The 25,478-nt window shown below is 70.0% G+C and carries 27 protein-coding genes; 10 read left to right on the top strand and 17 right to left on the bottom strand.

Features of this window, described 5'->3' with window-relative positions; all coding sequences use genetic code 11:
• Window positions 1-5: 5 nt before the first annotated feature.
• Together AB0L65_RS49580 and AB0L65_RS49575 are read left to right on the top strand one after the other, a co-directional pair.
• Complete coding sequence (locus AB0L65_RS49580; protein ID WP_364261626.1) at window positions 6-410, top strand: SRPBCC family protein; 405 nt, start codon at window positions 6-8, stop codon at window positions 408-410.
• A gap of 1 nt (window position 411) precedes the next feature.
• Window positions 412-843 carry a MarR family transcriptional regulator gene (locus AB0L65_RS49575; RefSeq protein WP_364261623.1) on the top strand — a complete coding sequence of 144 codons (432 nt, stop codon included), beginning with the start codon at window positions 412-414 and terminating at the stop codon, window positions 841-843.
• A gap of 30 nt (window positions 844-873) precedes the next feature.
• Here AB0L65_RS49575 and AB0L65_RS49570 read toward each other — a convergent pair whose 3' ends face one another.
• The 6 genes from AB0L65_RS49570 to AB0L65_RS49545 form a co-directional block, all read right to left on the bottom strand.
• Window positions 874-1,254 (bottom strand): hypothetical protein, encoded by a 381-nt coding sequence (locus AB0L65_RS49570; protein WP_350726006.1) that lies wholly within the window; start codon window positions 1,252-1,254, stop codon window positions 874-876.
• Window positions 1,251-2,510 (bottom strand): hypothetical protein, encoded by a 1,260-nt coding sequence (locus AB0L65_RS49565; RefSeq protein ID WP_364261620.1) that lies wholly within the window; start codon window positions 2,508-2,510, stop codon window positions 1,251-1,253. Before AB0L65_RS49565 ends, AB0L65_RS49570 begins: the two co-directional genes overlap by 4 nt.
• Entirely contained in the window at window positions 2,507-3,595 is a 1,089-nt protein-coding gene (locus AB0L65_RS49560; protein ID WP_364261617.1) for a hypothetical protein, read from the bottom strand. The genes AB0L65_RS49565 and AB0L65_RS49560 overlap by 4 nt, the downstream gene beginning before the upstream one ends.
• A 94-nt stretch (window positions 3,596-3,689) precedes the next feature.
• Window positions 3,690-4,337 carry a response regulator transcription factor gene (locus AB0L65_RS49555; RefSeq protein WP_350726012.1) on the bottom strand — a complete coding sequence of 216 codons (648 nt, stop codon included), beginning with the start codon at window positions 4,335-4,337 and terminating at the stop codon, window positions 3,690-3,692.
• Window positions 4,328-6,025 (bottom strand): sensor histidine kinase, encoded by a 1,698-nt coding sequence (locus tag AB0L65_RS49550; protein WP_364261614.1) that lies wholly within the window; start codon window positions 6,023-6,025, stop codon window positions 4,328-4,330. The genes AB0L65_RS49555 and AB0L65_RS49550 overlap by 10 nt, the downstream gene beginning before the upstream one ends.
• Window positions 6,026-6,074: 49 nt before the next feature.
• Entirely contained in the window at window positions 6,075-8,360 is a 2,286-nt protein-coding gene (locus AB0L65_RS49545) for a glycoside hydrolase family 95-like protein (RefSeq protein ID WP_364261611.1), read from the bottom strand.
• Between the two features lie 151 nt (window positions 8,361-8,511).
• On the opposite strand from AB0L65_RS49545, the gene AB0L65_RS49540 reads away from it, so the two are divergent.
• From AB0L65_RS49540 to AB0L65_RS49530, 3 genes are read left to right on the top strand one after another with little or no spacing between them, the layout of a single operon-like run.
• On the top strand, window positions 8,512-9,771 hold the full coding sequence (locus AB0L65_RS49540) for an extracellular solute-binding protein (RefSeq protein ID WP_364261608.1): 1,260 nt from the start codon (window positions 8,512-8,514) through the stop codon (window positions 9,769-9,771).
• Window positions 9,738-10,637, top strand: a complete 900-nt coding sequence (locus tag AB0L65_RS49535; protein ID WP_364261700.1) for a sugar ABC transporter permease — start codon at window positions 9,738-9,740, stop codon at window positions 10,635-10,637. The genes AB0L65_RS49540 and AB0L65_RS49535 overlap by 34 nt, the downstream gene beginning before the upstream one ends.
• A complete protein-coding gene (locus AB0L65_RS49530) occupies window positions 10,627-11,457 on the top strand; it encodes a carbohydrate ABC transporter permease (RefSeq protein ID WP_364261605.1) in 831 nt (276 codons plus the stop codon). The genes AB0L65_RS49535 and AB0L65_RS49530 overlap by 11 nt, the downstream gene beginning before the upstream one ends.
• Window positions 11,458-11,459: 2 nt before the next feature.
• Here AB0L65_RS49530 and AB0L65_RS49525 read toward each other — a convergent pair whose 3' ends face one another.
• From AB0L65_RS49525 to AB0L65_RS49515, 3 genes are all read right to left on the bottom strand, one after another.
• Window positions 11,460-11,612, bottom strand: coding sequence for a hypothetical protein (locus AB0L65_RS49525; protein ID WP_364261602.1), 153 nt, complete (start codon window positions 11,610-11,612; stop codon window positions 11,460-11,462).
• Window positions 11,613-11,621: 9 nt separating this feature from the next.
• Window positions 11,622-12,032, bottom strand: a complete 411-nt coding sequence (locus tag AB0L65_RS49520) for a VOC family protein (protein ID WP_350726024.1) — start codon at window positions 12,030-12,032, stop codon at window positions 11,622-11,624.
• 74 nt (window positions 12,033-12,106) lie between these two features.
• Entirely contained in the window at window positions 12,107-13,258 is a 1,152-nt protein-coding gene (locus AB0L65_RS49515; protein ID WP_364261598.1) for an ROK family protein, read from the bottom strand.
• Window positions 13,259-13,492: 234 nt separating this feature from the next.
• Here AB0L65_RS49515 and AB0L65_RS49510 point away from each other — a divergent pair, with 234 nt between their 5' ends.
• The 4 genes from AB0L65_RS49510 to AB0L65_RS49495 are packed head-to-tail and all read left to right on the top strand — an operon-like array spanning window position 13,493 to window position 17,737.
• Window positions 13,493-14,629, top strand: a complete 1,137-nt coding sequence (locus AB0L65_RS49510; RefSeq protein WP_364261595.1) for a sugar ABC transporter substrate-binding protein — start codon at window positions 13,493-13,495, stop codon at window positions 14,627-14,629.
• 31 nt (window positions 14,630-14,660) lie between these two features.
• Window positions 14,661-15,590 carry a sugar ABC transporter permease gene (locus tag AB0L65_RS49505; RefSeq protein WP_364261592.1) on the top strand — a complete coding sequence of 310 codons (930 nt, stop codon included), beginning with the start codon at window positions 14,661-14,663 and terminating at the stop codon, window positions 15,588-15,590.
• Window positions 15,583-16,446, top strand: coding sequence for a carbohydrate ABC transporter permease (locus tag AB0L65_RS49500; protein WP_364261589.1), 864 nt, complete (start codon window positions 15,583-15,585; stop codon window positions 16,444-16,446). The genes AB0L65_RS49505 and AB0L65_RS49500 overlap by 8 nt, the downstream gene beginning before the upstream one ends.
• Window positions 16,447-16,450: 4 nt before the next feature.
• Window positions 16,451-17,737: an alpha-L-fucosidase gene (locus AB0L65_RS49495; RefSeq protein ID WP_364261586.1), complete on the top strand. Its 1,287-nt coding sequence runs from the start codon at window positions 16,451-16,453 to the stop codon at window positions 17,735-17,737.
• Here AB0L65_RS49495 and AB0L65_RS49490 read toward each other — a convergent pair.
• The 3 genes from AB0L65_RS49490 to AB0L65_RS49480 all read right to left on the bottom strand — a co-directional run bounded on the left by AB0L65_RS49490 (window position 17,727) and on the right by AB0L65_RS49480 (window position 20,456).
• Complete coding sequence (locus tag AB0L65_RS49490) at window positions 17,727-18,158, bottom strand: DoxX family protein (protein WP_364261583.1); 432 nt, start codon at window positions 18,156-18,158, stop codon at window positions 17,727-17,729. The genes AB0L65_RS49495 and AB0L65_RS49490 overlap by 11 nt on opposite strands.
• Before the next feature lie 287 nt (window positions 18,159-18,445).
• Window positions 18,446-19,699 carry a serine hydrolase domain-containing protein gene (locus tag AB0L65_RS49485; RefSeq protein ID WP_364261580.1) on the bottom strand — a complete coding sequence of 418 codons (1,254 nt, stop codon included), beginning with the start codon at window positions 19,697-19,699 and terminating at the stop codon, window positions 18,446-18,448.
• 124 nt (window positions 19,700-19,823) lie between these two features.
• Complete coding sequence (locus AB0L65_RS49480) at window positions 19,824-20,456, bottom strand: alpha/beta fold hydrolase (protein WP_364261577.1); 633 nt, start codon at window positions 20,454-20,456, stop codon at window positions 19,824-19,826.
• A gap of 106 nt (window positions 20,457-20,562) precedes the next feature.
• On the opposite strand from AB0L65_RS49480, the gene AB0L65_RS49475 reads away from it, so the two are divergent.
• Complete coding sequence (locus AB0L65_RS49475; protein ID WP_364261574.1) at window positions 20,563-21,183, top strand: TetR/AcrR family transcriptional regulator; 621 nt, start codon at window positions 20,563-20,565, stop codon at window positions 21,181-21,183.
• Between the two features lie 310 nt (window positions 21,184-21,493).
• Here AB0L65_RS49475 and AB0L65_RS49470 read toward each other — a convergent pair whose 3' ends face one another.
• The 5 genes from AB0L65_RS49470 to AB0L65_RS49450 form a co-directional block, all read right to left on the bottom strand.
• Window positions 21,494-21,907: a hypothetical protein gene (locus tag AB0L65_RS49470; protein WP_364261571.1), complete on the bottom strand. Its 414-nt coding sequence runs from the start codon at window positions 21,905-21,907 to the stop codon at window positions 21,494-21,496.
• A 146-nt stretch (window positions 21,908-22,053) separates the two neighbouring features.
• Window positions 22,054-22,578, bottom strand: coding sequence for a hypothetical protein (locus AB0L65_RS49465; protein WP_364261568.1), 525 nt, complete (start codon window positions 22,576-22,578; stop codon window positions 22,054-22,056).
• Between the two features lie 79 nt (window positions 22,579-22,657).
• Window positions 22,658-23,344 carry a response regulator transcription factor gene (locus AB0L65_RS49460; protein ID WP_364261565.1) on the bottom strand — a complete coding sequence of 229 codons (687 nt, stop codon included), beginning with the start codon at window positions 23,342-23,344 and terminating at the stop codon, window positions 22,658-22,660.
• Window positions 23,341-24,456, bottom strand: coding sequence for a histidine kinase (locus AB0L65_RS49455; RefSeq protein WP_364261562.1), 1,116 nt, complete (start codon window positions 24,454-24,456; stop codon window positions 23,341-23,343). Before AB0L65_RS49455 ends, AB0L65_RS49460 begins: the two co-directional genes overlap by 4 nt.
• A gap of 75 nt (window positions 24,457-24,531) precedes the next feature.
• The gene (locus AB0L65_RS49450; RefSeq protein WP_364261559.1) at window positions 24,532-25,359 is read right to left on the bottom strand and encodes a CPBP family intramembrane glutamic endopeptidase; all 828 of its coding nucleotides are present in this window, start codon (window positions 25,357-25,359) and stop codon (window positions 24,532-24,534) included.
• Window positions 25,360-25,478: the final 119 nt, after the last annotated feature.

The following is a 25,478-nucleotide window of genomic DNA, read 5'->3' as shown; positions in this document are numbered from 1 at the left end:
GCGACATGTACGCCTATGAGCACGAGCTGGACACCACCGCCCCCGCCGCGGCCGTCTGGGCCCTCTACGCCGACGTCAACGGCTGGACCGCATGGGACACCAGCCTCCTCCAGATCGACCTGGAAGGCCCCTTCGCGGTGGGCACCGAGGGCACCATGACCCCCGAAGGCCAGGACACCGTCCGCTTCCGCATCGTCGAGCTGGTCACCGGCGAGCTGTTCACCGACGAGACCGTCGTCGGAGAGCTGACTCTGCGCTTCATCCACCGGCTGGCGGAGACCGGGACCGGCACGCGCGTCACCCACCGCGTCGAGATCACCGGCCCGGGCGCCGAGGAGATCGGCCCGATGGTCACCTCCGACGTCCCCGACGCCATGGCCGCCCTGATCAAGCTGGCCGAGGCGTCCTGAGATGGCGCTCGCGCCCGACGACAGCCCGGGATTGCTGCTCTGGCGGACCACGTTGCGCTGGCAGCGGGCCATCGCCGCCGCGCTGGCGCCCTTCGACCTGACGCACGTCCAGTTCGTGCTGCTGGCCAGCACCGAGTGGCTGAACCGGCACGGCGAGCTGCCCAATCAGCTCGCCGTCGCCACGTTCGCCGACACCGACGTCAAGATGACCTCCCAGGTCGTGCGCAAGCTAGCGGAAAAGGGCCTGCTCGTCCGTGAGCCGGATCCCGCCGACAGCCGCGCCCGCCTGCTGCGGGTCACCGATCAGGGCGCCGACCTGGTCCGGCGGGCCGTCGAGGAGGTGGAGCGGGCCGACGCCGAGTTCTTCCGGGCCGTGCCCGACACGGCCGGCCTCGTCACCGTCCTACGACAACTCGCCGGAGGACAACCGTGACCCTCGTCACCGCCGCCGAGGCCCGGAGAGCTAGTCGGTGACGAGAGTGTTGAGCGTGAGGGTCTCCTCGCCGGAGCGGCCGGCGAGGCGGACCGACAGCTCCCACGCGCCGTTCATGAGGAACAGGTCGCCCTCGGCGACGAAGTGGCCGGGGGCGGCCTTCCTGGCGGTGACCTCGGGCACCGCGTGACCCATGGTGGTCATGACGGCGGCGACGATGACCGTGTCGGCCTCGCCCCTGTCCACCCGGATGTCGACCGCGCTCCGGTCGGCCGTGACGGTGACGGCGTAACGGGTTCCCGTCGTGGTCACCGGGTCCGGGCCCGAGGTGCGGGCGATGACGAACGCGGCCGCCACGACCGCCACGAGCCCGCCGAGGATCAGCAGCCTCAGGCCCTTGACCTGCTTCATCGGGGGACCTCCACGGTGAAGGGCACGGTGGTGATGCCGCGGTCCGTCGCGTACTGCGCCCAGGCGAGGTAGCGGCCCGGCGCGGGGAAGCTGAACGTGAAGCGCAGCCGGCTGCCGGGCGTCCCCATCTCGTGGACGTGGCCGAGGAACTCGCCGTCCGCGCCGCGCACGATGAGGTGACCCGCCATCCCGAGCCACGGCCGCGGCGTGCCGCTGGTGGCCACCTCGACGGTGGCCGCCCGCCCCGCCTGCGGTGCGGCGGGCGTCACCGTGACCGTCCCGGTGGCGGCGGCGTCCTGGAGCGCCGGGTCGGACGAGGCCGTGGGCTTCGCCGAACCGGTGACCGTGAAAGAGCCGGTGAGGAGTTGGCCGCCGGAGTCGGTGCGTTCGAGCTCGACGTAGGTGAGATAGCGGCCGGGGCGGTCGGCGCGCAGCCGTACCTCCAGGCGGCCGGGCGCGGTGCGCAGCGGATGGACGTGGCGGAAGTAGCGGCCGTCCTCGCTGGTGACCACCAGGTGGGCCATGGCCTCGTGGTGGATGGTGAGGTCGTCGACGGGACGCCCGGTGGACCCGTCGAACAGCTCCACGCGCGCCACGAACTCCTCGCCCGCCGCCGGGGCGGCGGGGACCATGGTTACCACCCGCTGCACGTACGGCCTACCGATCACCGAGTCCGTGGGACGCGGCTCGGCGCCGTCCGGCGACCGGGCGGGCAGCCAGGGGTCGAGGATCACGATCAACGCGGCCACCGCGAGCCCCGCCGCGGCGACCGCGGTTACCACGAACGCCGACCGGCCGCGCCGGTTGAACGCGCCGGTGAGCAGCCCGCCCACCAGGAGCAGCCCGGCCACGAACAGGCCGCCGTAGATCAGGAACTCCCACCCCGAACCCCGGTCCACCAGGACCCGGAACGGGATCACCGCGCTCTCGCCCCCGGCGCCGACGGTCAGCTCGTGCGGCCCGGTCTCCTCGACCCGCAGCTGGGCGGGGCGGCCCGGCGCCACCGTGCCGGTCACGACACGCCCGTCGGTCACCGACCGGAGCCGCAGGTCCAGCGTCGGGGCGGACGGGAACCCGATCACCTCGACGCGCAGCGGCCCCGGCACCCGGGTCGTGGCCTTGATCACGAGGGTCAGCTCCGCGCCCGCGATCGTCTGCGCGATCCGCAGGTCCGACCCCGCCTTGACGTCGTGCGCCGCCGCCGGCGACGCCAGCAGCACCACCAGCAGGCCGACCAGGCAGAGAAGCCGGATCATGCCCGCCGGGCGCCGGACTCGCCGGTCTCCGCGGGCAGCGCGTTCGGGAGGAACAGGGCGCCGAGGGCCAGGCCGACCAGACCGGCCACGATCGGGGCGCCGGTCCAGAGCTCGGGTACGACGGGCAACTGCCCGGCGAACACGGAGGCGACCGCGATGTACAGGGACCAGGTGGCGAACGCCGACAGGCCGGCGAAGGCCCAGTAGGCGCCCCGGCGCTCCCGCGAGGGCCGCAGCCACCGGATCAGCAGATCACTCACCAGCCCGGCGGCGACGAACGTCAGCAGGATCGGCAGGTTACGGAAGGCCGTCTGCGCGCCCGGCATCAGGATGCCGACCGCGGACAGCACGGTCGCGCTCCCGAACGGCAGCTGCCAGCGCCGCAGGAGGAACAGCACGGGAGCGAGCACCATGATGTTCGTGATGATCATCGATGCGGCCAGGATGTCGGCGCCGTTGCCCTCTAGGGCGGAGAAGTCCCGGACGATGCCGTTCGGGCTCCGCTGCATGGCGTTGCCGTACGACAGGAACAGCGACACCAGCGTGGCGCCGAAGCCGAGCCCGATCAGCGCCGGCAGCAGCCGCGACAGCCGGGGCCGCTCCCCGATGTCCGGGGCGCTCCAGGCCGAGCGGAGCGGGGTTGTGATGATGAGCATCATCGTCAGGATCAGCCCCAGGTGGGACGGGCTGAACAGGATGTCGATGGTCTGCTCGATGCCCAGGAACGTGTGCCACATCATGTCGGCGAACCCGAACGCGGCGAACCCCGGGATGGCGAGCAGCCCCGCGAGGTACCCGTTCGGCACCGCGGCCAGCCCGCTCCGGCCGGTGCGCACGTTGCGGTAGACCTGCCAGATGATCCACCCCGACACCGCCGCGAACCCCGAGTAGAACGCCGCGTGCCACGGCGTGAAGAACGTCTCCAACTCGGCCAGGGTGCTGTGCGCCCAGGCGTCGATCATCAGCCCGACGCCGTACCAGACGCCGAGCAACGCCATGACCAGGTCCGCCCGAGGGCTCACCCATGTACGTGCTTCCCCGGAGTCCGCCAGCAGCCGCCGGACCCCGGCGTCCACTGCCACCATGAGCATGCTCCTTCCGTTGGTCCGATCCTTCGCGATGGCCACCGGAAGCGGAACCCGGCTGGCACCCACCGGTAGGTACGGTTATCCGCACCCCTCAGGCGTTCAGATAGCGCAACACCGCGAGCACCCGCCGGTGGTCGTGCGGGCTCGCCTCCAGGCCCAGCTTGACGAAGATGCTGGTGCAGTGCTTCTCCACGGTGCGCTCGGCGATGACCAGCAGCTCGGCGATCGCCATGTTCGTACGCCCCTCGGCCATCAACCGCAGCACGGCGCGCTCCCGCTCGGTGAGCATGCGCAGCGGGTCGCCGGGCTGCCGGTGGCGGCCGACGAGCTGCTCGACCACGACCGGGTCCAGCGCGGATCCGCCCGAACCCACCCGGCGGATGGCCGCGGCGAACTCGGCCAGGTCCGACACCCGGTCCTTCAGCAGGTAGCCCACGCCCTCCGTGCGGCCGCCGAGCAGCTCGACCGCGTAGCTCACCCGTACATACTGCGACAGCACCAGCACTCCCACCTGCGGATGCCGCTCCCGCAGCGTGACCGCGGCGCGCAGGCCCTCGTCGGTGTGCGTGGGTGGCAACCGGATGTCGAGCACGGCCACGTCGGGCGGGTCCTTCGCCACATGGGCGAGCAGCTCGTCGGCGTGCTCGACGGACGCCGCCACCGCGAACCCGGCCTCGGTCAGCAGCCGGGCCAGGCCCTCGCGGAACAGCGTGGAGTCCTCGCAGATCGCTACGCGCACGGCAGGACCACCTTCAGCACGGTTCCCTTCCCCGGTGGGCTGTCGATCGTGAGCTTGCCGCCGTTGGCCTCGGCGCGGTCGGCCAGCCCGGCGAGCCCGGAGCCGAGCGCGGGATCGGCCCCGCCCACGCCGTCGTCGCCCACCTCGACCAGGAGGCGGCGGCCGACCAGGGCGAGCCGTACCCATGCCTTCGACGCGGCGGCGTGCTTGGTCACGTTGGCCAGGGCCTCGTTGACGATGTAGTAGGCCGCGCTCTCCACGGCCTGCGGCAGCGGCTCGTCCAGCGCCAGGTCGCAGGTGACGGCCATGGGGGCGACCGCGGCCAGCTCCTTGACCGCGCCGGACAGGCCGCGCTCGGTCAGCACCGGCGGGTGGATGCCGTGGCTGACCGCACGCAGGTCGTCCAGCGCGGCCAGCACCGCCGTCTTGGCCTCGCCGATCAGCGGCGCGGCCCGCCCGGGGTCGGTGCCGGCCTCGGCCAGCCCGAGCGTCATCGCGACCGACAGCAGCCGCTGCTGCACGCCGTCGTGCAGGTCGCGTTCGAACCTGCGGCGCTCGGCCTCGCCCCACTGCAACATCCGCCGCCGCGAGGCCGCGAGCTGCCGCAGGCGGGCCCGCAGGTCCGCGGTGAGCCGCTCGTTCTCCAGGGCGAGCGCCGCGGCGGCGCAGGCGGCCTCGACGAGCAGGGGCTGTTCGAGGAGGGCGACGTCGTGCACGAGTACGGCGAGCGGCGCCTCGCCCTGGTCGACGCGGGTGACGACCCTGCTCGGCCCCGGGTTCAGGTCGACCGGGCGGCCGTCGGCGTCCACGTACCTGTCCTGCTCGGCCGTCCAGTAGCCCACGACCAGCCCGGGGTCCCGCAGGGTGGCGGCCAGCTCGTCGCGCAGCGTGCCCCGCCGTTCGCGCCTGCTCAGGCGTACCACGAGGTCGGCCACGCGGCCGTGGTCCATGCGGCTGCGCATGAGGCCGACCAGGTACGCCATCGGGACCGCCATGAAGGACACCAGCATGACGAGCGTGATGGGGACCTGCAGCGGGTTCGGGCCGAAGAGCTCGGCCAGGCGGTCCACGGCGAAGGCGACCGTCGCGACCATCGACGCGCCGGTGACCGGCGCGACCGCCCGGCGCTGCGCCATGCTGGCCTGACGCCAGCGCTTGACCTTGAGGGCGAGCACCATGCCCGACATGAGGACGGTCAGCTGCCAGGACGAGGCGTCGAGCGCGTCGGTGAAATTCCGGAGCGGCACGGGCATCGGAAAGCGCATGAGGGCCTTGGCCGTGGGCAGCACGAGGGCCAGGACGTAGGCCAGGCCGGTCACCACCTTGTACGACACCAGGTCCAGCCGCCCGGTGGGGAAGGCGAGGAACAGGTGGCAGGCCATCCCCGCCCACAGGCCGCACAGTGCCAGCGCCCACAGCTGCTGTCCGGGGAAGAACAGCACCTGCTGGGGGATCCAGGCGACCCCGAGCACGGCCATGAGGGGGCCGACCTGGTTACGCGGATGCTCCCGCCAGGCCACGATCCCGCCCGCGAGAAAGGAGACGCCGGCCAGCGCGCCGAGCACGAATATCGGGCCGTGCCGCCAGATGGCGCCCGGGCTGGCCCCCAGGGCGTTGACGACCAGCAGCCAAACCCCTCCCGCCGCGACGGCGAGTAACGCGGTGGTGCCCCTGGAACGTGTCGCCATCGCCCACCCCCGTTGGGGATTGTACGGGCGAACCCCCCGGAATGGCCCCCTATGCCGGCAGACCCCAGCGGGCCTGGCCGGTCGAGGTCACCGGGCGGATGACCGCGTCGCCTCGGGCCTGGATCAGGACCTCCTCGCCGCGGCGCAGGTCGAGCTCGAGGTCCCCGCCGGGCAGCGTCCGCCACGGCACCTTGCGGCCGTTGCTCCGTACGGTGAAGGGGCCGTCGATGCCGGTGCGGACGCGGCACGGCGCCCCGGCCAGCGAGGCCAGCCGTACGAAGTCGGTACGGCCGCCGCGGCGGGCGGCCGACAGCAGGAACGCCCCCTGCGTGAGGAAGTTGTGCACGGTGACGTCGGGCCAGGCGGCCGGCATGGCGGGCAGGATCCTGATGACGCCGTCCCAGCTCTGGCAGATCATGTCGTGCACGGACTGGGCGGCGGACAGCGGCGTCTCGATGACGGGGCCGCTCTCCTTGTACATCGTGTTGGGCTGGACGAAGCGGCGCAGCAGCTCGTCGAGGTAGAAGTGGGCGTCGTCGCCGCGCGACATCTGCGCGGAGATCGAGGCCGCGCCGGTGAAGCTGTAGCCCTGCAGGGCGCCCTCGAAGCTGATCCAGTGCTTGAGCGACCTCTCGATGAGCGCGCGCCGGTCCTCCTGCTCCCACGTGACCAGGTACAGGGGATAGATCATCAGGAGGTGGGAGTAGTGCCGGTGCGACTTGGCGAAGGGCGCGCCCGCTCCGATCATGAAGCCGTTCTCGTCGATCGGGTAGCCGGCCAGGTTCGCCAGCACGTCCTGCCACTTCGGCAGCAGCGGGTCGCGCACGCGCAGCAGGCGCGCCGACTCGACGAGCGTCCGGCAGCCCCAGCGGATCAGCGCCAGGTCGTAGTTCGTGTCCGGCGCGTTGACCCCGTACTCCGGGGAGAACGTGGCGGGCAGGTGCAGCTTCCCGTCGGAGCCCGGCTCCAGGAAGTGCAGGTAGTAGTTGATCGCCCGGCGCAGCAGCGGGAACAGCACGTCCCGCACGATCCTGGTGTCCATCGTGTGCCGGTAGGACAGCCAGACGTTGTGCAGCGCCCAGGTCAGGTTGCCGACCTCGGGCACGGGGGTGGCCTGACCGGGGACGCCCACTGGGTAGCCGCTGTTGCCGAGGCCGGAGCCGTTGTCGAGCGTCATGTCCGTGGTACGCGGGATGCCCGCGGAGTCCTCGGGGAACGTCACCTGGTCGACGAGGTTCTGCCGGTATCGCGACAGGCTCCTGGTGACCGCGTCCAGCTCCAGGTGGTTCGAGCCGTGGATCAGCCAGTATTCGAGCTGCACGTTGAGGTTCCACCAGGTGGCCGGCCACGGCGTCGGCTCCAGCCACGGGCCGGTGGTCGCCATCGGCGGCGCGTCCCCGCGCGCGGCGGCGGCGACCTTGTAGAGCTGGATCCAGTAGAAGCTCTGCGTCCGCTGGTCGGGCAGCGACAGGAAGCTCTTGCGGTAGTAGCCGTGCCACCATCGCCGGTGGTCGGCGGCCAGCGCCTCGACGGGCAGCCGGGCCGCGGATCGTACCGATCTGACCGCCTCGTCACCCGCGGTGTCCCGCGGGAACGACCAGGCGACCGCGGCGTAGAGGGTACGCCGCGCGCCGCGCCGCACCTCCTGCCAGGCCGTCGCGTGCCCGCCGCCGGACAGCAGCGGCTGGGTGATCAGCTCCAGGTCGTCGTGGCGGGTCACGGACGGGGCGGGGTTGGCGGTGTAGCCGGGCGGAGGCGGCCGGTTGAAGATCGGATCGGCGCGGGGGCTGACGGCCTCCTCGGGGTGGAAGGTCCACCGGAAGTCGCGCTCTCCGTCGCTGGGTAAGACCTCGACGGCCAGGACGGAGCGGTCGTTGTGGATCAACGCCCTGATCTCCAGGCTGCCGGAGGAGGTGGTGATGGCGCCGGTCAGCTCGGCGTTCCACAGGTCGAGCCGCCAGTCGACGCCGGTGATCGCGCCGACGGGCTCCAGCGTGAGGTGGCCGACGGGCAGCCGGGCCAGGCCGAACAGCGCGCCGTACTCGGGGCGGTGGTCCTGGACCTCGCTGTGCTGCACGGTGAAGCGCACGGCGTTGGCGCCCTGCTGCGCGTAGACGCCGGAGCCGAGGAAGCCGTTGCCCAGGAACGGCCCTTCGTACCAGGTCTGCGGCATCCGCTTCCACACCAGGTCGGCGTCGGCCAGGAAGCGTTCCCAGTCGATCTCGTCATGGAGCAGCGGACCGCCGCCGCCGAGCGCGGGAGCCGCCAGCGCGGCACCGAGGAGTTCGCGTCTGGACGGCTCGCTCGCCGCAAATAGATCGGACGTATCTGGCACCAATGAACGGTATTTCCGGACAGCGGCAAGGTCAAGACCCCCAGAGATCGGATCGTCTCGAAGCCGCAACCGATTGACCTGTGGCGTTGACGTCGTGTTACCCGCCAATTAACGTCCCCAGTTAAATATTTGATAACGGATGGACCCCCGCATGAGAGATCTCAGCAGACGTGGACTCCTCCAGGCCGGCGTCGCCGCGGCCGCCCTCGCCCTGACCGGCTGCGCCGGTGGCGGCGGCTCGGGTGCCGGCCTCCAGTTCGCCTGGTGGGGCAGTACGACGCGGCACACCGCGACGCAGAAGGCCATCGACGCGTTCAAGAAGAAGAAACCCGGCATCCAGGTCAAGACCCAGTTCTCCGGCTGGGAGGGCTACTGGGAGAAGCTGGCCACCCAGACCGCGGGCGGCAACGCCCCCGACGTGATCCAGATGGACTACTCCTACCTCGGCGAGTACGCCAGGCGCGGCAGCCTGCTGGACCTGGGCCCGTACGTCGGCAAGGGCCTGGACCTGTCCGGCTTCGACCCCGACGTGGTGAACGCCGGCAAGATCGACGGCAAGCAGTACGCCGTGAACTTCGGCATCAACTCCACGGCCCTCATCGTCAACAAGACCCTGGCCGCCGAGCGCGGGGTGGAGATCCCCGAGACCTTCACCTGGCCCGAGTACGGCGAGCTGGCCAAGAAGCTGGCCGGGAAGGGCGTCTTCGGCACCGAGGACGGCGCCCAGGACGGCGGCGCGCTGGAGAACTGGCTGCTGGAGCGGGGCAAGATGTTCTTCACCGCCGACGGCAGGCTGGCCTACGACGAGGACGACCTCAAGGAGTGGTTCACCTTCTGGGACGGCCTGCGCAAGGCGGGCGCGGCCACGCCGCCGGACGTCCAGGCCACCGCGGCCGGCGACGTGCAGAACAGCCTGGTCGCCACCCGCAAGGCGGTCATGGACTTCGCCTGGTCCAACCAGCTCACCGCCTACATGTCGCTCACCAAGGACGAGGTCGCCGTCCACACCCTCCCGACGGGCGACAAACCCGGCCAGTACTACAAACCCTCCATGCTGCTGACCGTCAGCTCCGGGAGCAAGGCCAAGGACGATGCGGTGGCCCTGGTCAACGCGCTCGTCGCGGACCCGGACGTGGCCGGCCAGCTCGGGTCGGAGCGCGGCATCCCGCCCGCGACCCCGATCCGCGCCGCGCTGCGGCCCAAGGCGTCGCCGTCCGAGCAGCCGGTCTACGACTACATCGACTCGATCAAGGACCAGGTCGGCCCGCTGCCGCCGCCCCAGCCGCTCGGCGCCGGGGAGCTGCACAACAAGGTGCTCACCAACATCAACCAGCAGATCGGCTTCGGCAAGCTCACGATCGAGCAGGGGGTGTCCCGATTCTTCGAAGAAGCTCGACGAGTGCTCAAGTAGAGGGACGCGCGGCCTATCTGTTCCTGCTGCCGTGGTTCGCCGGGCTGCTCCTGCTGACCGGCGGGCCGATCCTGGCCTCGCTGGCCCTCTCGTTCACCGACTTCGACCTGCTCACCGCGCCGTCCTTCGTGGGGCTGGACAACTACGCCAGGATGCTCACCGACGACCCGCACTTCGTCAACGCCGTACGGGTCACGCTGATCTACGTCGTGTTCTCCGTGCCGCTGTCCGGCGCGTTCGCGCTCCTGGTCGCCGTGCTGCTGAACAGGCCCGTGCGGGGCATCGGGGTCTACCGCGCCGCCTACTACCTGCCGTCGCTGCTGGGCGGCAGCGTCGCGGTGGCGATCCTGTGGCGGCAGATCTTCGGCGCGGACGGCCTGATCAACGACGCCCTGAGCTATTTCGGGATCGTGGGGCCGAGCTGGATCTCCACGCCCCAGTACGCGATCTACACGCTGGTCCTGCTGCACATCTGGCAGTTCGGCTCCCCCATGCTGATCTTCCTGGCCGGGCTGAAACAGATCCCCGCCGAGCTCTACGACGCCGCCGCGGTGGACGGCGCCGGGAAGGTGCGCGCGTTCTTCCGCATCACGCTGCCCATGCTCAGCCCGATCATCTTCTTCAACCTCGTGCTGCAGACCGTGAACGCCTTCAAGGCCTTCACCCCCGCCTTCATCATCAGCGGCGGCGTCGGCGGACCGGCCGACTCCACGCTCTTCTACACGCTCTTCATCTACCAGGAGGGGTTCGGGAACTTCCGGATGGGCTACGCCTCCGCGCTGGCCTGGGTGCTCCTCCTGGTGAGCGCGGCCTTCACCGCGCTGGCCTTCCGCTCCTCGAAGTACTGGGTGCACTATGCCGACTAGCCGCCGCTGGGCCCTCCACCTGCTGGTCGTCGTGGGGGCGCTCGTCATGCTCTATCCGCTGTTCTGGCTGATCAGCTCCTCGTTCAAGCCCAACGACGAGATCTTCACCGATCCCGGGCTGGTGCCGCAGACCGTGGTCGCGGACAACTACGCCACCGGGTGGACCGCGCTGGGCGTGCCCTTCAGCGGGTTCTTCGCGAACTCGTTCGTCATCGCCGCGGCGGCCGTGGCCGGGAACGTGATGTCGTGCTCGATGGCGGCCTTCGCCTTCGCCCGGCTGAGCTTCCGGTTCAGGAAGCTCTGGTTCGCGATCATGCTGGGGTCGATCATGCTGCCCATCCACGTGCTGATCGTGCCGCAGTACACGCTGTTCAAGTATCTGGGCTGGGTGGACACGTTCCTGCCGCTCATCGTGCCGAAGTTCCTGGCGGTGGACGGGTTCTTCATCTTCCTGATGGTGCAGTTCATCCGGTCGCTGCCGCGCGAGCTGGACGACGCGGCCCGCATCGACGGGTGCGGGCCCGTCCTGGTGTACTGGCGGATCATCCTGCCGCTGTCCCGGCCGGCGCTGATCACGACCGCGATCTTCACCTTCATCTGGACCTGGGACGACTTCTTCAGCCAGCTCGTCTATCTGAGCGACGTGTCCACGTACACGGTGCCCCTGGCGCTCAGGGCGTTCCTCGACTCCAGCGGCGGCTCCACCTGGGGGCCGATGCTCGCGATGGCGGTGCTGTCGCTGATCCCCATCCTGGGCTTCTTCCTGATCTTCCAGCGACGCATCACCGAAGGCATCTCGACCACCGGCCTCAAGGGGTGACGTCACCGCGGGGTGAGCCGGATCACCGGGTACTCGCGGTCGGATTTGGCCTGGTACTTGGCGTAACGGGGCTGGGCGGCGGTGATGCGCTGCCATTGGATCCACCGTGACATCGGCCCGGGCGTACCGCTCTTGCGCTGCTGCTGCTGTGTCATCGGTGCCCCTCAGCCCAGCTCGTTGACGCGGATCATGTTGCCCGCGGGGTCGCGGAAGGCGCAGTCGCGGATCCCCCACGGCTGCTCGGTCGGCTCCTGGACGACCTCGGCCCCGCCGTCCCGCAGCCGCGCGAAGGCGCCGTCGAGGTCGGCGGTGGCCACGATCATGCGGGCGTAGGTGCCCTTGGCCATCATCTCGAGGATGGTGCGGCGCTCGTCGTCGGTGATGCCGGGTTCGGCGCCCGCCGGGTGCAGGACGACGGACGTGCCGGGCTGGCCGGCGGGGCCGACCGTGATCCAGCGCATCGTGCCGTCGCCGACGTCGTTGCGGACCTCGAAGCCGAGATTGTCGCGGTAGAAGGCCAGGGAGGCCTCCGGGTCGTTGTGCGGGAGGAACGTCTGGTGAATGGTGAAGTCCATGGCGACGACGCTAGTTGCGGCCCCGTGACCGGCGCTTCTCCATTCCTGACCGTCCGCCGTGGTGAGGCGAACGGTCAGGCGAGGGTCTCCGGGGCGGCGAGGGCCAGGCCGGCGGCGCCGAGGGCGTGCTGGGCATCGCTCCACGGACGGACGATCACCTGAACGCGGTGGGCGGCGGTGACCCGGCTGGTCCGCATCGCGGCGAGGAACCCCGGCTCCAGCCCCGGCCAGAGGACGTGGTTCTCGCCGATGACCGCGATGGTGGGCGTGCCGAGCAGGTTGACGACGCCGGCGACGGCCCGCCCGAGCACGGTGCCGATCCCGGCGAGGACGTCCGCCAGCCCCGGCTCGCCGCCGGAGACCCAGCGCGCGCGGAGTTCCTCGATGGTGGTGGCCGACTCGGCGAGGCCGGCGCGGCGGGCGGCGCGCAGGATGCCGCCGTCGCTGGTGAGCGTCTCCAGGCAGCCCCGGGCACCGCAGGCGCAGCGCGGTCCGGTGGTGGCGACCGGCGTGTGGCCGAACTCGCCGGACAGCCCGCTCGGGCCGCGGTGCACCCGCCGCTGCAGGACCGCGCCGAGCCCCACCCCGTCGCCGATGCCGAGCACCAGGAAGTCGTCGTGCTCGCGGCCCGTCCGGTACAGGAGCTCGGCGGTGGTGCTCGCCCGGAGATCGTTGTCGACCAGCACCGGGATCGGCAGCTCTGTGCGCAGCCGTTCGCCGAGGGGAAGTTCGCTCCAGCCGAATCGGGGACATACACGTATATAGCCGGTGGCCGAATCGACAGAGGACGGAGTGACCACCCCCACGGCCCGCAACCTGGGGCCCAAGGTGGGGTCGGCCAGCCGGTGGTTGATCACCGCGAGCAGCTGAGGGACCGGATCGGAACGGCAGTCGAAGGGCGATACATCGGATGTGATCACGCGACCGTCCAGACCCGCGACGACGGTGACGACATGGTCGGTGGCGACCCGCACACCCATGGTCGCGGCGGCCTCGGGCACGACCTGGAGCGGGATGCGGGGCCTGCCGACGGCCCCGGCCTGCGGGGCGAGAGTCTGCAGGTAGCCGCAGGCCAGCAGGCGACGCGTGTGCTCGTGTACGGTCGCGTCGCCGAGCCGTAGGCGGGCCGCGATCTGGCGGCGGTCCAGGGCGCCCGCGGTGCCGAGCAGCGCCAGGATCTCGACGCGGGTCAGATCTCCACGAGGGGCGACTCGACGAGCAGTCATCGGATATTTCCACCTCGATCTCATTGACACTACAGAGCGCGACGCCTAAGTTTCACAATTATTAACTCGGCCCCGAGCTTATTGAGTGGAGCTGCGATGGGCAGGCGGATGCATGGCGGTCGGCGATCATTGGCAGTCGCCGTAGCGGTGGTCATCGCGGGGGGATCCACCGCCGGTTGTGGGGACAACGGCGGTCAGCAATCATCAGGCGGCAGCAAGGCGAGCAACGGTGCGGTGACGCTCACCTGGTCGATGTGGGCCTCCGGCACGGAGGACCGCGACGCCTGGCAGAAGGTGGCCGACGAGGTCACCAAGAAATACCCGAACATCAAGATCACACTGGAGACCTCTCCGTTCAACGACTACTTCACCAAGCTCGGCACCCGCCTGGCAGGCGGCAGCGCACCGTGCATCGTCTCCATGCAGAGCCTGCGCACCGGCGGCTACGTCAACGGCATGCTTCCGCTGGACGAGCTGATCAAGAAGAACAGCCTGGACACAGGCGACTTCGACTCCTCGATCATGGCCGGGCTGGCCTCCGGCGGCAAGCAGTACGCCCTGCCGTACGACGTCGGCTCGCTGATCGTCACCTACAACAAGGACATGTTCAAGGCGGCCGGCGTGGCGGCGCCGAAGGTCGGCTGGAGCATGGCCGACTTCGAGGCCACGGCCAAGAAGCTGACCACCGGCGGCAAGTACGGCTTCGTGGCCTACCCCATCGACCTGCCGATGTTCTCGATGATCCTGTCGCGGACCGGCGCGGAGCCGGTGGACGCGTCCGGCAAGCTCACCCTCACCTCCGAGCCGATGGCGACGGGCTTCCAGTGGTACGCGGACCTGGTCGCCAAGGCCGGGGTCGCGCCCAAGGTGCCCGGCGTGGACAACAACTTCGCCGACACCCAGTTCCTCAACGGCAACGTGGCGATGCAGGTGAACGGGCCCTGGGCCGTCCTGTCGCTCAAGGAGCAGGCCAAGTTCGGCGTGGGCCTGGCCACCATCCCCGCCGGTCCCAACGGGTCCAAGACCTACTCGGCCGGGTCCGGCTTCGGCATCTCCCAGTCGTGCCAGTACCCCGACGAGGCGTTCAAGGCGATCAGCGTGATGACCAGCGCCGACGTGCTCGGGCAGCTCGCCACCATCGGGCGCGCCTACCCGGCGCGCAAGTCCGTCCAGAACAAGTGGTACGAGAACGCCTTCGAGGGCGCCAAGGAGGTCCTCGACGCCGCCAACGCCACGGCGACGCCGTTCCGGACGACCTCCAGCTGGGACCAGGTGTCGAAGCTGCTGGCCCAGTACGGCGTGCCGGTCTTCAACGGGCAGGGCACGGCGGCGGACGTCCTCAAGCAGGTCCAGCAGCAGGCACCGGCGTAACGAGCATGCGCAACCATCCACAGGGAGTGACGTGTACAACGACGCCATACCCGGGCGAGCGGCGGTAGCACGCGGACAGCGTGCCCGCCGCCGGCGCGGCGACGGAAAGGTCGCCGCCCTGTTCGCCGGGCCCAGCCTGATCGGATTGACGCTGTTCACGCTCTTCCCGATCGTGATGTCCCTGGTGATCGCCTTCTTCCGATGGCCCGCGGTGGGCGAGCAGGTCTTCACCGGGCTGGGGAACTTCGCGCAACTGTTCGGCGATCCCGTGTTCCGGCGGACGCTGTTCAACACGTTGCTGTTCGTGGTGCTCTACCTGCCGCTCAACCTCATCGTGTCGGTGGGGCTGGCGGTGTGGATCTCGCCGCGCATCAAGGGCCGCCAGGCCCTGCGGGTGATCTTCTTCCTGCCCGTGGTCACGCCCATGGTGGCCAACGCGATCGTCTGGCGGATGATCTACCAGCCCAACGGGTTCATCGACGGCACGCTGCACGCCGCCACCGGCGTGCACGCGCCGAACTTCCTCGGCGAGCAGGGCTGGGCCATGTTCGCCGTCGTCGCGATGAGCGTGTGGCAGGGGTTCGGGTACAACATGCTGGTCTTCTCGGCCGCCCTGGACGCCATCCCCCGGCAGCTCGTGGAGGCGGCGCAGATCGACGGGGCGGGGCCGTGGCGGCTGTTCTTCCGCATCACGCTGCCGATGATCTCCCCGGCGATGTTCTTCGCCACGACCATGACGCTCATCACGTCGTTCCAGGTCTTCACCCAGCCGTTCCTGATGACCGGCGGCGGGCCCGGCATCGACACCGAGACCCTCATGATGTTCGTCTACAACCAGGGCTTCTCCGTCTACCAGTTCGGACTCGCCTCCGCCGCGGCCTGGATCCTGTTCGTGCTGATCCTGGGCGTGACCGCGATGCAGTTCGCCGGCCAGCGCAGATGGGTCACCTACGATGTCTGAGCACGCGCACGCCGCCCCGGCCTCCCCATGGGCGCACAGGGTCCGGCTGGTCGTCTCGCACGCCGCCCTCTACCTGGTGGCCGCCGCCTTCGTGTCGCCGCTGGTGTACATGGTGGCCACGTCGCTGAAGCGCGCCGACGAGGTGTTCGGGTCGCCGCCGAGCCTGTTCGGGTCGGTGATCCGGTGGGAGAACTACAGCGAGGCGTTCGAGTTCCTGCCGTTCGCGCGTTTCATCGTCAACGGGCTCGCCGTCGCCGTCTGCGGCACCCTCGTGGTGCTGGTGGCGTCGAGCATGTCGGCGTACGCCTTCTCGCGGCTGCGCTGGCGCGGTCGCGACGGCGTCTTCCTGGTCTTCCTGGCCACCCTGATGATCCCCCAGGAAGTGCTGGTCGTGCCGATGTTCATGCTGATGCGCTGGTTCGGGTGGGTGGACTCGTTCCAGGCGCTGATCTTCCCCTGGGCGTTCACCGCCTTCGGGACGTTCATGCTGCGCCAGTTCTTCCTGACCATCCCCGAGGAGCTCGCCGAGAGCGCCCGCCTCGACGGCGCGGGAGCGGTGCGCGTCTTCACCAGCATCATGCTGCCGCTGGTCAGGCCCGCGCTCGCGGTGCTGGCGGTCTTCACGTTCATCAACTACTGGAACAGCTTCCTGTGGCCGCTGATCATCATCAACTCGGTGGACGAGAAGGCCACGGTCCCGCTGGGTCTGCAGCTCTTTTTCGGGCAGCAGGGTACCCAGTGGAACCTCATCATGGCCGCGGCCGTGATCTCCATGGCGCCGACCACGGCGCTGCTCATCATCCTGCAGAAACATCTCGTACGCGGGATCGCGACCAGCGGTCTCGGCGGACGCTGAACATTTGAAGAAGAGGGACATCGTGCAGCACCACGCCTGGTTCGCCGAATCCCGGTTCGGCATGTTCGTGCACTGGGGTCTGTACTCTCTGGCGGCCCGGCACGAGTGGGTGAAGAACCGCGAGCGCCTGACCGACGAGGACTACCAGCGCTACTTCGACCACTTCGATCCCGACCTGTACGACCCGGCGCGATGGGCTCGGCTGGCCAAGGAGGCCGGCATGCGCTACGTCGTCCTCACGACCAAGCACCACGACGGCTTCTGCCTGTGGGACTCGGCGCAGACCGACTACAAGGCGACGCGCACCCCCTGGGGCAAGGACCTGATCGCGCCGTTCGTGGAGGCCGTCCGCGCCGAGGGGCTGAAGGTCGGGTTCTACCACTCGCTGATCGACTGGCACCATCCCGAGTTCCCGGTCGACTCGCTGCATCCCCAGCGCGACGACGAGGCGTTCAAGGCCGCCGCCGCGGGCCGCGACGTCTCCAAGTACGCCGACTACCTGCACGCCCAGGTGCGCGAGCTGCTCACCGATTACGGCCGGATCGACTACCTGTTCTTCGACTTCTCCTACCGGGGCAGGCCGGGGAACTGGGGCGGCAAGGGCGCCGACGACTGGCGCTCGGACGAGCTGCTCGCGATGGTCAGGGAGCTCCAGCCGGAGGTCATCGTCAACGACCGGCTCGACATCCCCGGCGACTTCGTCACCCCCGAGCAGTACCAGCCCGCCGGGCCGATGGTCGTCGACGGCCATGAGGTGCCGTGGGAGGCGTGCCAGACGCTCAACGGCAGCTGGGGATACGACCGGGACAACCTCGACTACAAGTCGCCGGACCTGCTCGTACGGATGCTGGTCGACAGCGTCGCCAAGGGCGGCAACCTGCTGCTCAACGTGGGCCCGGACGGGCGCGGCCAGATCGACCCCCGCGCGCGCGGGACGCTCGCCGACATCGGCGCCTGGATGCGGCTGAACTCCCGCTCGATCTACGGCTGCGGGCCCAGCGGCTTCACGGCGCCTCCCGACTGCCGCTACACCCAGCGTGGCGACCGGCTCTACCTGCACCTGTTCGCCTGGCCGTTCGGCCACCTGCACCTGCCGGGGCTGGCCGGGCGGGTGAAGTACGCCCAATTCCTGCACGACGCGTCGGAGATCCGTACGCGGGTCATCGACCCCGGCCAGCAGGCCGGCCTCACCACGATGGGGGCCGTGTCGCCGGACGTCCTGACCCTCGACCTGCCCGTACAGCGCCCCGACGTCGCCGTGCCCGTCGTCGAGCTGTTCCTCACCGAGTGACTTCAGCCCCGTCGTGGGCGAGCTGCCGCGAAGGCGTCAGCAGCGTGGACAGCGCCCAGCGGCCGGGCCCGAGGACGGCGATGAGCAGGAAGCCCCAGCAGAAGAGCGCCGCCTTCTCACCGCCGTTCTCGATCGGGAACAACGCCTGAGGCTGGTGGACGACGAAGTAGGCGTAGGCCATGGTGCCCGAGCAGAGGACGGCGGCGGCGCGGGCACCCAGTCCGAGCAGGACGAGGATGCCGCCGACCAGTTCGATGGCCGCGGCCCACCAGCCGGGCCATTGTCCGAAGGTGGGCACCGGGCCCTGCGCACCGCCCAGCACGTCGAAGAGCGTCGCCGCGCCGTGGCAGGCGAACAGCAGTCCCAGCACGATCCGGTACAGGGCCAGGAAGAGCCCCTGATTCTTGTCCAACAGATCCACGGCAAATGCCCTTTCCTGCTGTTGAAAAGTATGGGAGCGCTCCCAAACAGATTCTTGAGATCAAGCACATATGTCAATGTCACGTCACTCACAGGATCGGTCCAAAACGCGCTGTATACGCATAACCTGCCCGAACTTCCCGGCCATAAAGTTTCGCATTCGTGAAATTTTCATCAGCGCCCGACGAAAGTCGGCCGGGAAAGTTGACACGAATGATCGGGCCACGGTAAATCCCGACATACGAAAGCCGCCCGGACAGGATCCGGGCGGCTTTCGTCAGAGATCGGCTACCGCTTGGCGCACAGCGCGGTGTCCATGGCCTCGATCACGTGCTGGTGGGCCTCCTCGTTGGGAGGCAGCGCCGTGACGGCGACGGTGGCGGCGCGGCCGTCCTCGGTCACCCCGTTGCGGGTCTCGTACCCGTCGATGTCACCGCCGTGGCCCCAGGTGACGCCGCCGCAGCTCAGCGGCATCTTCATCAGGCCCAGCCCGTACTCCCAGCCGGCCGGGAACCCGGGCGCCTTCATCGTGTGCTTCATCGCCGCCAGCTGCTCCGGCTTGAGCAGCTTGCCGCCCATCAGGGCGGTCATGAAGCGGTTGAGGTCGCTCGGGGTGCCGATCAGCTGGCCGGCCGCCCATCCCCACGACGGGTCCAGGTTCGTGATGTCCTTCAGCTTGCCGCCGGGCTTGTCCGACCCGTACCCCTGCGGGTGCCGCCCGCGGATCGTCCTGTCCCCCTTGCCCGGCCAGTACGTGTCACGCAGCCCGATCGGCTTGATGATGCGATCCGTGATCACCTCGGCCACCGGACGGCCGGTGACCTTCTCGATCAGCAGGCCCGCCAGCACGTAGTTGGTGTTGCTGTACTCCCAGCTCGTGCCCGGCGCGAACGACGTCTTGTGCGCGAACGCCATGTCCAGGAGGTCCTGGGGCGAGCGGTAGACGTTGCGGCTCTCGAACATGCTCGGCATCCAGCGGGTGTAGTTCGGCAGGCCGCTGGTGTGCTGCAGCAGCTGCCGCACCGTGATCTTCCTGCCGTCGGCGCCCTTGCCGCGGACCACCTTCGGCAGGTACGTCTCGATCGGCTCGTCCAGATCGACCTTGCCCTCGCCGACCAGCTGCAGCACCGCTACCGCGGTGAACATCTTGGTGTTGCTCGCGATCCGCACCCGGCCGTCGACCGGGACCTCCTCCTTGGTCCTCAGGTCCGCGACCCCGGCGGTGTAGTGGCGGGTCCGGCCCTTGCCGTCCTGCACCGCGGCCAGCGCCGCCGGGAACTTGTCCTTCTCCACCAGCCCGTCCAGCTTCCGCTGCACGGCGTCGGGCCGGTGGTTGCGCTTCAGCTCGTCCCGCACCTCGGCCAGCTCGGCGGACAGGCCCTCGTCCGGGCTCTGCCGCACGACTTTCGCGGTGCGGTCGAGCCCGGTGGCCGCGGCGGCCGGCGTCCCCGCCACGACCAGCCCCGACAGCGCCGCCAGCGCCGCCGCGGCGAGAACCCGCACGCGCCGGGAGGACTTCGACTCGGAAGAGGTACGCGACATGGGAAACGCTCCTGATTTCTTGGTGGGGGTCGTCCGTTTCGGACATCACCCAGCATGTCGGCGAACGGCATCCTTGATCGATCCCGTGCGCTGGAGCGTTCGGGTACAGCCAGCTGTACCCGGGTCAGGACGGGCAGGTCCCGTCCAGGGCGCTGATCACCCCATTGATGAACACCTGCGACTTCGGCTCGTCGGCATGCGCCACCCCGGCGAACTCGGCCTTGCACCACACGCCGTCGATGACGTCGTTGCGGGTCTCGTCGAGCGAGCTCACCAGCAGCGTGTAGCGGACGGGGTCGGGCGTCGGGTCGCCGCTGTTGAGCTGGCTGATGAAGGTGCTGGTCGGGCACATCTGCCCGCCCTGGTTCGCCGGCAGGAGGCAGGCCGGCCAGTAGCCGCGCTGCCCGGTGCCCATCGAGACGTAGCTCAGCGTGGCATCGGCGCCGCCGAGGGACTTCAGGTAATAGCGCGCCGACAGCCCTCCCATGCTGTGCCCGACGAGGCTGACCTTCCCGCCGCCGTTCTCCTGCCGTACCTGTGCCACCAGGTCCCTGATGGCTCCCGCGTTGGCGATGTTCTCCTCGCCGGGCAGGTCGATCGTGTACGCGGGATGGCCGGCCTGCTCCAGCGCTGCCTCCATCTGAGCGAACTCGGTCGGCGACCCGTTCCAGCCGTGGATCAGGATGACCGGCTCCCGCTGCGCGGCCTGCACCTGCTGGCAGGTGCCCAGCCCGGCCAGCAGGATTCCCGCGGTCATCAACCCGGTGATGCGTCGGCGCCTCGATGACATGAGTCACACCTCGCTACTTCTGGGGGAATTCACTTACTGAGCACTCGGTAAGTGATGGGTTAGATTTAACACCGTGGCCCGAAGTAGGCAAGACCCCAGCAGACAGGAACGCGCGCGCTTACGGCGTGAGGAGATCATCGCCGTGGCCGCGGAGATGTTCGCGCGCGACGGCTTCCGTGGCACGTCCCTGCCCGCCGTCGCGGCCCGGGCCGGCATCAGCGAGCCCGGCCTCCTGCATCACTTCGGCAGCAAGGCGGGACTGCTCCTGGCCGTGATCGAACGGCGCGACCTCGACAGCGAGGCCTTCGCGATGGAACTCCTGGGTATGGAGCCCTCCGGGCGGCTGCGGGCCATGCCGGAGTTCGCGCGCCGCAACAAGGAGCGGGCGGGGCTGGCCAAGCTGTTCACCGTGCTGGTCGCCGAGAGCCTCGAGCCCGGCGCGCCCGGCCACCGGCACTTCGTCGATCGCTACCGCGCGATGCGCGCCATCGTCGCCGACAGCATCCGGTCGGCCCAGGCCGCCGGGCTCGCCCGCCAGGACATCGACCCCGCGGCCAAGGCCGCCGAGATCATCGCGACTCTCGACGGCCTGCAGACCCAGTGGCTGCTCGACCCCGACACGATCGACATCGTGGCCGGCGTCGAGTCCTACGCCCGCACGCTGGAGCACGACCTGACGTGCGGGCTCTTCTGAGGTGGCCGGTGGGTGTCGTGGGCAGCCCGGCCAGGGTCACCGTCCAGACCCCGGGAGGCCCCGCCGCCACGGATTCGGCGTGACCGCGGTGACGTGCGCCACTTCGTCCGGGAGCGGGGTGTTGGGGAACCTGACCTCGACCAGCCCCCGGGGCTGAACGTACGCGTTCCGGTGTTGCCTATGGTCACGTCGGCCGTGCGGCACCCGTTGTCAAACATTTGTCGGCCCGGTGACTGAAAGTTTCACCGGCGGGCGTTTACGACGCATTTTCGGCGCCGATTATCGCCCGCCGGAAACAACCGGCCGCGGGTCAGCAGGTGTCGATGTAGCGCTGCTTCTGGATGTTCTCGCGGACGCGGTTGCGGGCGGTCTGGGCCGCGCCCGAATCGTTGGACATGGCGGTCACGGTGAAGTGGACCCTCGCGAACTGGTTCGGGTGGTAACTGGTCTGCGCGGGCGCGTAGGAAACCTCCACCAGGGTGCTGTCGTCGCTGCCCAGAACGGCGTTGGGCGGGGTGGCGACGGTCTTGAAGCCGTTTCGGCTCAGCGCGCTCTGGGCGAACGAGCGGGTGTCCTTGTAACACATGGTCTTGACGAACCAGCCCGAGTGCCAGGAGAGCGCGGCCCTGGTCGTGGCGGCTTCGGTGGCGGTGCTGGTGACGGTCGCGACGGCCGTCGCGGCCAGTACCAACCCCAGGCGGGCCTTCCGTTGGATGTCCATCATCGTTTTCGTCCTTTCGGACAATTCACGGGATCCGGGAAGGGCGCGAGCGTTCCTTTGCGGCGCCTACTCCTCCATTGCGCATGTGCGCGCCTAAAACCGGAAAGACGGAAAGAGTAAAGGCACGACCGGCGAGGCGGGTCAGCGGCTCACCTGGGGGTGAGGCGCAGGATGGCGTGGTCGCGGGAGAGGTAGGGCAGCTCCACCCGCAGGTTGTTGATGCGGGCGGACCTGCCGGGAGCCAGGGACAGCTTGCCCTCGTCGCGGCAGCGCCCGTTGACGCAGCTGCTGGAGATGCTGACGTTCGCCCCCTCGGCCTGCAGCCCGCCGGTGAAGCCCAGGAGCGCGATCGTGGCCTCGTCCGGGTCGAGTGAGCTGATGGTGAGCCGCTGCACGCCGAACCGCCTGTCGATCCGGAGCCGGTCGCCTGCCCGTACCTCGACCTCGCAGTCGGCGTCCTTGCAGGACGCCAGGCTGCGCCCGTCGGCCGGGTGATGCCCGGTGGCCGAGGGCCGGACGGAGGCGGTCGGCATGGGAGACACGGTGTCCGTCGTGGGTGGCGGCGTGTCCGTCGCCACCGACAGAGGCGTTGACGGCGTGGTACGCGAGTCGGCGCAGGCAGCGGCGAGTACGACCAGCAGAGCGACGGCGGTGAACCGGACGACGGTCGGCATTGGGCTCCTCCAGGCGGGCACTCCTGACGTTGTGCCCGTCCTAGCTGCGAAAATAACCCTGTGTAGTCAAGGCGGCAGCTCAGTCCGTGCCGGACACCAGCCCCACCCGGTAGGCGAGGACGACGGCCTGCACGCGGTCGCGCAGCTCGAGTTTGGCCAGGATCCGCGACACGTAGGTCTTCACGGTCTCGGCGGTGATGAACAGCTTCTCGGCGATCTCCGCGTTCGACAGGCCGCCCGCGATCTGTTCGAGGACCTCGAGTTCGCGGGGGGTCAGCGTGCGCACGATCTCGTCCCTGGCCGGGCGGGACGTGTCGGCGGGGCGGAGCCGTTCGGCGAAGTGGCCGATGAGCGTGCGGGTGACGGCGGGCGCCAGGAGGGAGTCGCCGCGGGCGATGGTCCGCACGCCGTTGACCAGCTCAGCCGGTGGCGCGTCCTTGAGCAGGAAGCCGCTGGCACCGGCCTTGAGCGCTTCGTAGACGTACTCGTCGACGTTGAAGGTGGTGACGACCAGCACTTTCGCCGGGTCCTCGGTGCCGGGGCCGGCCAGCCGCCGGGTGGCCTCGATGCCGTCCACGATGGGCATCCGGATGTCCATCACGATGACGTCCGGGCCCAGCAGCCGGGCGGCCTCGACGGCCGCGCGGCCGTCCGCGGCCTCCCCGACGACCTCCATGTCCGGCTGGGCGGAGAAGATGGTGATGTAGCCGGCGCGCACCAGCGCCTGGTCCTCGCAGATGAGCACCCGGATCGGCGGGTCGGTCATGGACTGCTCCTGTACGGGATGAGGGTTCGGACGCCGAACCCGCCGCCGGGGCGGGGCCCGGCCGCCAGTTCGCCGTCGAGCATGCGTACGCGTTCCCGCAGCCCGTCCAGACCTCGCCCGCCCGACGGCACGACGGGTGCGGCGTCGGCGGGCCCGTCGGTGATCACCTCGATCTCGAGGTGATCGTCGTGGTGGTGGACCGTGACCGCGGTGGACCGCCCTGTCGCGTATTTGATCGCGTTGGTGAGCGTCTCCTGCACGACCCGGTAGGCGGCCAGCTCCACGTCGACGGACTGCGGCCGCTGCTCGCCGCGTTCGGTCAGCTCGACGGGCTGGCCGGCCAGCCGGGCCTGCTCGACCAGGTCACCGATCTTGCCCAGGGTCGGCGCGCGGCCCGCGACCGCCGAATCGCCGGTGGCCTCCAGCACCCCGAGCAGGTACCGCAGCTCCGTCAGCGCCCGCCGGCCGGTGTCGCTGATGGCGGCGAGCCCGGCGCCGGCCCGCTCCGGCGCGTTGCCGACCAGGAACTGCGCCGCGTCGGCCTGGACGACCATGGCGGTCACATGGTGGGTGACCACGTCGTGCAGCTCGCGGGCGATCCGCGCCCGTTCGGCGGCTGCGGCCACCTCCGCGCTCAGGCGCCGTCGCTCGGCCTCGTCAGCCCGCCACCGGCGCATCCCGGCACCAGCCATCCAGATCACCGCCAACGTCAGATAGAACGCGAGGAACGCCGGGACTCCGTTGGGCGACCCCAGGCCGTGCAGCACGACGACCAGCAGGACATAGCCCACGGTCGACACCGCGACGAGGCCGCGGCGGAACCGGGCCTGGTAGGCGCCGGCGGCGTACAGGGACAGATAGAGCCCGATGCTGGCGAACGTCTGCGGATAGCTCAGCGCCTGATGAAGGGCGAAGGCGGCACCGATGATCGCGAGACAGGCCGCGGGCCATCGGGTGCGTACCACCAGCGGCGCGGACTGGGCCACGGTCAGCGCCACGGCCAGCGCGTCCAGCGGGCGCTTGGGCAGGTCGCCGAGCTGCGCCCCGATGGCGGACATCGTCGGCACGGACGCCAGCAGCATGAGCGCCGCCGCGAGCGCGGTGTCCTTCACGGACTGGTGGCAAGCTCGCCACCAGTCTGACCATGAGCGGGCGGAACGGGCGGCGTTCGCGAACACCGGGCAAGCCTAACGACCCCTACGGCGCGCAGGGAGCAGTCCGCCGCGCCGGTGCGCGAGGACGAGCATCGGTACGGCGAGCAGCAGGCTCACCAGGACGGGCACGATCGACGCCTCCAGCCCGAACTCGCCCCCGGTCAGCACCGCCGGACCCGAGACCTCGGCGGTCAGCAGACCGGGCGACACATGGCCGGAGACCGGGATGCCCAGCAGTCCCTCGGTGGCGTTCCAGGCGAAGTGGAGTCCCGCGACGAACCAGATGCTGCGCCGCCAGAGGTACGCGGCACCGAGCAGGACGCCGGCCTCGACGGCGATCGCCAGCGAGCTCCAGAGGCTGGCTCCCGGGTTGGCCAGGTGCATGCCGCCGAACAGCAGCGCGGTGATCGCCAGCGCCACCCGGCTGCCCCACAGCGCCTCCAGGGCCTGCAACGCCAGGCCGCGGAACATCAGCTCCTCGGTGACGGCCGCGCCGACCGCCGTGAACACCACCGGCAGGACGTTCCCCGACGACCACGAGAACGAATAGCCGCCGGCCACCGTGATCAGGAGCACGGAGCCGAGCACGAACCCCAGGCCGATCCCGGCGCCGGACAGCGCCTCCCGACCGGCCCCGTCTCTGGCGATCTCCGGAGTGGGCCGCCCCGCGACGAAGCGCATGACCGCCCGGTAGACGACCACCGCGGCGACCGCGCCCACCACGGCGAGCACCGGCGCTCCGCCCCCGGTCAGCGCCGACACCACGATGAGGCCGAGCAGCCCGATCAGCATCCAGGTGAGGGGGAAGCGGGCGATCCTGCGTATCCGGCCGTCGCCGGGGACTGTGGCTGGCGTGCTCATGGTGACCTCCGTTGACGTCGGCCGCGCGATCGGCGGCCCCGGCGAAGACGGTATGAGCGCGATGGTGTCCGGCGAATCACCAATGAGCGGACGATTCAGGTAGCTCTCACGGGGGATGG

Source organism: Nonomuraea sp. NPDC052116 (genome assembly GCF_040680035.1).
In the GTDB taxonomy this organism is placed as follows: Bacteria; Actinomycetota; Actinomycetes; order Streptosporangiales; family Streptosporangiaceae; genus Nonomuraea; species Nonomuraea angiospora_A.
This window is presented reverse-complemented; position numbering and strand designations above follow the sequence as displayed.

What these genes read in the sequence shown, in the direction of transcription:
- AB0L65_RS49500 (WP_364261589.1), top strand. Translation starts at nt 15,583, where the DNA reads ATGTCTGAGCACGCGCACGCCGCCCCGGCCTCCCCATGGGCGCACAGG.
- AB0L65_RS49465 (WP_364261568.1), bottom strand. Translation starts at nt 22,578, where the DNA reads ATGCCGACCGTCGTCCGGTTCACCGCCGTCGCTCTGCTGGTCGTACTC.
- AB0L65_RS49560 (WP_364261617.1), bottom strand. Translation starts at nt 3,595, where the DNA reads ATGGTGGCAGTGGACGCCGGGGTCCGGCGGCTGCTGGCGGACTCCGGG.
- AB0L65_RS49460 (WP_364261565.1), bottom strand. Translation starts at nt 23,344, where the DNA reads ATGACCGACCCGCCGATCCGGGTGCTCATCTGCGAGGACCAGGCGCTG.
- AB0L65_RS49480 (WP_364261577.1), bottom strand. Translation starts at nt 20,456, where the DNA reads ATGACCGCGGGAATCCTGCTGGCCGGGCTGGGCACCTGCCAGCAGGTG.
- AB0L65_RS49450 (WP_364261559.1), bottom strand. Translation starts at nt 25,359, where the DNA reads ATGAGCACGCCAGCCACAGTCCCCGGCGACGGCCGGATACGCAGGATC.
- AB0L65_RS49470 (WP_364261571.1), bottom strand. Translation starts at nt 21,907, where the DNA reads ATGATGGACATCCAACGGAAGGCCCGCCTGGGGTTGGTACTGGCCGCG.
- AB0L65_RS49580 (WP_364261626.1), top strand. Translation starts at nt 6, where the DNA reads ATGTACGCCTATGAGCACGAGCTGGACACCACCGCCCCCGCCGCGGCC.
- AB0L65_RS49575 (WP_364261623.1), top strand. Translation starts at nt 412, where the DNA reads ATGGCGCTCGCGCCCGACGACAGCCCGGGATTGCTGCTCTGGCGGACC.
- AB0L65_RS49515 (WP_364261598.1), bottom strand. Translation starts at nt 13,258, where the DNA reads ATGACTGCTCGTCGAGTCGCCCCTCGTGGAGATCTGACCCGCGTCGAG.
- AB0L65_RS49520 (WP_350726024.1), bottom strand. Translation starts at nt 12,032, where the DNA reads ATGGACTTCACCATTCACCAGACGTTCCTCCCGCACAACGACCCGGAG.
- AB0L65_RS49540 (WP_364261608.1), top strand. Translation starts at nt 8,512, where the DNA reads ATGAGAGATCTCAGCAGACGTGGACTCCTCCAGGCCGGCGTCGCCGCG.
- AB0L65_RS49485 (WP_364261580.1), bottom strand. Translation starts at nt 19,699, where the DNA reads ATGTCGCGTACCTCTTCCGAGTCGAAGTCCTCCCGGCGCGTGCGGGTT.
- AB0L65_RS49550 (WP_364261614.1), bottom strand. Translation starts at nt 6,025, where the DNA reads ATGGCGACACGTTCCAGGGGCACCACCGCGTTACTCGCCGTCGCGGCG.
- AB0L65_RS49570 (WP_350726006.1), bottom strand. Translation starts at nt 1,254, where the DNA reads ATGAAGCAGGTCAAGGGCCTGAGGCTGCTGATCCTCGGCGGGCTCGTG.
- AB0L65_RS49530 (WP_364261605.1), top strand. Translation starts at nt 10,627, where the DNA reads ATGCCGACTAGCCGCCGCTGGGCCCTCCACCTGCTGGTCGTCGTGGGG.
- AB0L65_RS49525 (WP_364261602.1), bottom strand. Translation starts at nt 11,612, where the DNA reads ATGACACAGCAGCAGCAGCGCAAGAGCGGTACGCCCGGGCCGATGTCA.
- AB0L65_RS49565 (WP_364261620.1), bottom strand. Translation starts at nt 2,510, where the DNA reads ATGATCCGGCTTCTCTGCCTGGTCGGCCTGCTGGTGGTGCTGCTGGCG.